The sequence below is a fragment of the Geminicoccus flavidas genome (assembly GCF_009806515.1).
GTDB lineage: Bacteria > Pseudomonadota > Alphaproteobacteria > Geminicoccales > Geminicoccaceae > Geminicoccus > Geminicoccus flavidus.
Genome location: NZ_WUJP01000355.1, coordinates 1 through 5,018 on the forward strand (window position 1 = coordinate 1; position 5,018 = coordinate 5,018).

6 protein-coding genes are annotated in these 5,018 nt (G+C 68.9%); all 6 read right to left on the reverse strand.

Annotation, left to right across the window (positions count from 1 at the left end; translation table 11 throughout):
• Window positions 1-342, reverse strand: a 342-nt coding sequence (locus tag EQG76_RS09875) for a glutathione S-transferase family protein (protein WP_200840698.1), incomplete at its 3' end; no start/stop codon positions are given.
• 39 nt (window positions 343-381) lie between these two features.
• Window positions 382-1,389: a Gfo/Idh/MocA family protein gene (locus EQG76_RS09880; protein WP_159712915.1), complete on the reverse strand. Its 1,008-nt coding sequence runs from the start codon at window positions 1,387-1,389 to the stop codon at window positions 382-384.
• 82 nt (window positions 1,390-1,471) lie between these two features.
• Window positions 1,472-2,827, reverse strand: a complete 1,356-nt coding sequence (locus EQG76_RS09885) for an esterase-like activity of phytase family protein (RefSeq protein ID WP_159712917.1) — start codon at window positions 2,825-2,827, stop codon at window positions 1,472-1,474.
• 79 nt (window positions 2,828-2,906) lie between these two features.
• Window positions 2,907-3,329, reverse strand: a complete 423-nt coding sequence (locus EQG76_RS09890; protein ID WP_159712919.1) for a cupin domain-containing protein — start codon at window positions 3,327-3,329, stop codon at window positions 2,907-2,909.
• Between the two features lie 33 nt (window positions 3,330-3,362).
• Window positions 3,363-4,334: a type I pantothenate kinase gene (gene coaA / locus EQG76_RS09895; protein ID WP_159712921.1), complete on the reverse strand. Its 972-nt coding sequence runs from the start codon at window positions 4,332-4,334 to the stop codon at window positions 3,363-3,365.
• Window positions 4,335-4,451: 117 nt separating this feature from the next.
• Window positions 4,452-5,018, reverse strand: a 567-nt coding sequence (locus EQG76_RS09900) for an SPL family radical SAM protein (RefSeq protein WP_235031290.1), incomplete at its 5' end; no start/stop codon positions are given.

The window sequence follows — 5,018 nt, forward strand, 5'->3', positions numbered from 1 at the left end:
CATCCGCAGGAAGCGCGCCACGGCGACATAAGGCTCATGGCTGTACTGCTCGAAGAACAGCCATTGCAGGGTCTGGGCACGCTCCAGCCGCTCGGCCGGCCAGAACGCACTATCGACCGCGAGATAGCACAGGATCGCCCCGCTCTCGCTGAGAACCGTGCCGTCCTGGAGTTGCAGGACCGGGATCTTGCCGACCGGGTTGAGCGCCAGGAACTCCGGGCGGCGCGTCTCTCCCGCCACCACGTCATGCTCCACCAGCCGGAACGGGATGCCCAGCTGGTGCAGGAGCAGGCGCACCTTGTAGCCGTTGCCGGACGGCAGGTAGTCGTGAAGGATCAGCATCGGCAAGCTCCACCGTCGGCCAGCGCGGCGCCGTCCGCCTCAGCCGGGCGCGATGTCCACCCAGCTTGCCGTCTCGGCCGCGCGGAACACCGCATCGATCACCCGCATGTTGCGGAAGCTGTCCTCCAGCGGCACCGGCTGCTCGTGACCGTCCAGGATAGCCTTCGCCAGCGCGTCCATCATGATCCCGTACTGGTCGCAGGTGGAAATCTCGATCACCTCCCGCGCATCCTGGCGCAGCTCGCCGTGGTCCAGGAACAGGCGACAGGGCCGGTCGTTCGGCGCGTTGAACGGGATCTCGACCTCGACCCGCCCCGTCTCGCCGATGAACGACATGGTCTGCCGGGGCGCCATCTGGGTCCCGTAGGTGAAGGCGCTGGTGAAATCACCGAAGTCCAGGATCACCGAGCCGCGCCGGTCGATGCCGGTGACGGGATCACGCTCGATCACCGCACTCACCCGCAAGGGCTCCCGCTCGCTGACGAAACGCGAGGTGGTGATCGGGTAGCAGCCGATGTCGAGCAGGCCGCCGCCGCCCCATTCCCGGACGTTGCGGACATTGGCCGGATCGACGTTGTGGTAGGAGAAATGCCCGGTGATCGCGAGCAGCTTGCCGATCTCGCCGCGCTCTACAATGGCACGCGCCTTGTGCCACTGCGGATGGGTGCGGACCATGAAGGCTTCCTGGATGAACTTGCCGGTCCGGTCGCGCACCTCCTGCAGGCGCCGCGCATCCGCTTCGTCCAGGCCCAGCGGCTTCTCGCACAGCACGTGCTTGCCGGCCTCGGCGGCCTTGATCGTCCAGGGCACGTGCTCGTGATTGGGCAGCGGATTGTAGACGAGGTCGATCTCGGGGTCGGCCAGCAGTTCCTCATAGGAGCCATAAGCCCGGGGGAGGCCCAGCTCCCTGGCCGTCGCCTCTGCCTTGGCCAGGGTACGGGAGGCCAGCGCCACGGGCTCCGCGTAATGACAGTCACGCATCGGCGGGATGACCTTGGTCGTCGCGATCTTGGCCGCCCCCAGGATCCCCACTCTCAGCTTCGCCATGATGCCCCACCTTCCTTCCACCGCTGCGTTGAGCCCGGTTTGCCGGTCGGCGGGGCATGGATCAAGCCCGGTCGAGCCCGTTTCACTTCCGGTCGAGGAAGTCGCCGACCTCCAGTAGGATCAGCTCGTTGGCATCGGCCCGATCGACGAACCGTCCGGCCGAGAACGGCAGGTTGTTGTCGTTGCCGACCACGATCCGGCCAGACCCCGCCACGTCGACGTTCTCGATCGTGAAGAAGGGGAAGTCGAACTTGCCGTCCCCTCCGCCCTGGCGCGCCAGCCCCTTGGGATCGGCGATGTCCATCAGGTCGAGATGCGCGATCTTGCGCACCGGCCGGCCGGGCTCGCCAAATTCGATCAGGTAGACACGCTTGAACGCCGCCGGGCTGGCGATGCAGCGCTCGGTGACCTCGCCCTGACAGGCATCGGCCGGCGAGCCTTCCAGATTGTCCCGCTCGATCACCAGACCGCGCGTGGCATCGATCATGTTGAAGTCGCCAATCGCGTGGCCGTCCTCCTCCAGCGGATAGAACCAGGAACGGCCGCTCCAGACACCCTGGGCGGTGTCGAACTCCAGGATGCGAAGCGCCTCCTTCCCGTCCACCGTCTCCGGCCGTCCCTCCTTGTCCAGGAGCGGCCCCTCCAGCAGCGGGTAGAGGAAGGCGCCGTCCGGCGACTGCGCCATGCCTTCGAAGCCCTTGGACCGCCGGACCTCGAACGCGACCGGCCCGGGTGCGGGCGGCATCAGCACGGAAGGATGATCGGCCGAGCGCACCGTGCGGCCGTCGACCAGTGTCTCCACCACGCGCAGGACCCGGCCGGTCCGGTCGACCTCCAGCAGATAGGGGCCGAACTCCTCGCCGATCCAGTAGCGGTCGCCGACCGACTGGATGCTTTCCGGATCGAAATCAGCCCCGGTGAGGTAGCGCTCCGCGGTCGTCTCCGTGGCGATCCGGAACGGCACGACCCGGTCGGGGTCATGAAGGAAGGTGGTCCTGACCCGCCGCACCCGGCCGGAGGCCCAGTCGGCTTGGAGCTCGTGGAACATCAGGAGCGCGTCAGCCGAGTTAGCCTTGGCGCCGAAGCCATTGTCGGTCAGCACCAGGAACCGGTCGCCGCCCAGGGAGCGGATGCCCGAGAAGCCCTGCACCGGCTGGCCGACCAGCGGGAAGGCCAGCCCGGTCGGCCGGATCTGCCCGCCGGCATTGGTGGTGCCGTCCAGGCTGCCAGGCTCGTCCACCCGCAGGTTGCCCGGACCGGCGAACTTGCCGGAGGTCTGGAACAAGGCGGGCGCGTCCGCCGGCGGCGGCACCATGGTCATGGCCGGCAGGATCGCATGGCCGGCCAGCTCCGCTGGCACCGACTGGGCCTCGGCCGGCGACGGAGCCAACGCCATGAGCCCGACCCCGGCCAGGAGACAGGACAAGGCCTTGCGCATCGAGATCTCCAAGGGCAGCTGCTGTGGTGCCGCTGCGGTTAGAGACGCGCGATGACGGCCAGATGACCGGAAGGCCGTGTCAGCCGTGAACCCGGTCCAGTTCGGGCAGCAGGACCACGCTTTCCTGCTCGTTCGGATCGGTCCTTGCGATCAGGGCCACGCAGGGCTCGCTGGAGCTGGCATTGTAGGGTTGGTGCGGCATGTCCGCCGGGATGTAGAGGAAGTCGCCGGCATTGGCCTCCAGATGTTCTGTCAGCCCCTCGCCGTACCACATGCCCGAGGAGCCGCTCAGCACGTAGAGCGCCGTCTCGTGCGCGGCGTGCTTGTGCGCCTTGGCCTTGGCACCAGGCGGGATGGTGACGAGCTGCAGATGGATGCCGCGGGCACCCACCGATTCCGCCGAGATCGCGGGCGTGTAGGACAATGCCTGCTTGCCGGTGAAGGTCTCTCCTGCCCGCACCACTCGGCAGGTCGGAGCGCCCGTGGTCGTCTGGTTGGTCATCGCCTCATCCTCCGGAGTTCATGCGCCAGCACGTCAGGCTTCCCGCAGCCACAGCTCACCGATCGCATGATCCGAGCACTTGCGCATCACCAGCTCGGCCCGGTTGCGGGTGGGCAGGATGTTGCTCTGCAGGTTGGCGAGGTTGACCCGCCGCCAGATGTCGCGCGCCACCTCGATCGCCTCCGCCTCGCTCAGGTCGCGGAAGTGATGGAAGTACGAGGTCGGCCGCTGGAACACGGTGCGCTGCAATGCCTGGAAGCGGGCGATGTACCAGCGCTCGATGTCCGCCTCGTCGGCGTCCAGGTAGATCGAGAAGTCGAAGAAGTCGGAGGCCACCACCGAGCCGCCGCGGCTGGATCCGCCCGAGGAGAGTTGCAGGACGTTAAGCCCCTCGAAGATCAGAATGTCCGGCCGGTGCACCGTCTGGAAGCGGCCAGGCACGATGTCGTAGGCCTCGTGGGAGTAGACCGGTGCTCGCACCTCGGCCTGGTTCGCCCGCACGTTCGCCAGGAAGGCGATCATCTGCGGCAGGTCGTAGCTTTCCGGAAAGCCCTTGCGGTTCATCAGGCCGCGCTCCTCCAGCACCCGGGTCGGATGGAGGAAGCCATCGGTGGTGACCAGCTCGACGGTCGGGTGGTCCGGCCACTTGGCGAGCAGGGCCCGCAGGACACGGGCGAACGTGCTCTTGCCGACCGCCACGCTGCCGGCCACCGCGATGATGTAGGGCCGGCGGATCGGCAGCCGACCCAGGAAGTCGTCCGTGACACGGGTGAGCCCGCGCGCCGCGCGGACATGGAGGTTGAGCAGGCGGGTGAGCGGGAGATAGATCTCCTCGACCTCCGCGCGCGACACATAGTCGGTGACGCCGCGCAGGGCAGTCAGGTCCGCCTCGCTCAGCGTCAGCGGCACGTTGGCGCGCAGTCCCGCCCAGTCGCGCCGGGAGAAGGTGGCGTGGCTGCGCGGCGCGCGCTCCCCGCCGCTGCAGGGCAGCTCATCGGAAGCCAACCAGGCCGCTCCTCGCTTCGACGGTCGTGCAAAGTGCCGGCCCGAAGGTCCGGCCGGCCCCGGCGAGATAGGCCTTCCGCGCCGTGGCGTCGAGGGTCCGGGCTGCGGTTGCGCCGCTCAGAACAGGCTGAGCTGCCCGTCCGGCGCCGGGGGGCGGAACAGGTCGGTACGCAGCGGCACGCGCCGGCGATGGAGGCCGTGGCGCTGGCGGGCCAGCCGGAACCGGTCGGCGATCAGCCGGGCGAGCGGGCCCTCGCCCCGCATCCGACTGCCGAACTCCGGGTCGTTCAGCCGGCCGCCCCGGGCCTGGCGGATCAGCGACAGGACCCGGCCCGCCCGGTCGGGTCGGTGGGTCTCCAGCCAAGCCTGGAAGAGCTCCTTCACCTCGTGCGGCAATCGCACCAGCGTCCAGAACAGCAGGTCCGCCCCAGCTGCCGCCGCGGCCTCGGTCACGGCCTCGATCTCCTGGTCGTTGAGCCCGGGGATCACCGGCGCCATGTTCACCCCCGCCGGCACGCCGGCCTCCGCCAGCCGGCGCAGGGCGGCAAGCCGGACGGATGGTGTGGGGCAGCGCGGCTCGAGCTGCCGGGCCAGTTCCCCGTCGAGCGTGGTCACCGATACTTGCACCCGGACGAGGCCGTGGCCGGCCAGCGCTTGCAGCAAGTCGAGGTCGCGCACCACGCC